1 pseudogene is annotated in these 318 nt (G+C 65.1%); it reads right to left on the reverse strand.

Going from position 1 to position 318, the window contains the following annotated elements:
- Nucleotides 1-318 (reverse strand): annotated as a pseudogene (locus tag C1I89_RS33915) (hypothetical protein); the annotation flags it as partial.

Consider the following 318-nt stretch of genomic DNA (forward strand, 5'->3'; position numbering starts at 1 on the left):
GATGAACAGCACCTTGTTGCCGATGTCGCGGTTGAACGCGGCTCGCACCTTGCGCTCGGCGTGCATGGCATCGGCCAGTTCATCGATCAGGAAGTCGAGCGTCATGTCGATGTAATGAGGGTCTTCACCCTCGTGGCCGAGGTCGAGCGGTGCAGGCGGCAGGCCCTTGGCGAAGGCTTCGGCCTGCGCCAGCAGCGCCGACTTGCCATTGAGCGCGTGGAGGAACGTCGAGCCGCCGTGGCCGTCGTTGCGGGCCTCGGCGATTGGAGTGCCGTCGAACACGACGGTGGCGCTGAAGCACATCGTTTCCTCGCTGGC

This window comes from Achromobacter pulmonis (assembly GCF_002885955.2).
Classification (GTDB): domain Bacteria; phylum Pseudomonadota; class Gammaproteobacteria; order Burkholderiales; family Burkholderiaceae_B; genus Achromobacter; species Achromobacter pulmonis_A.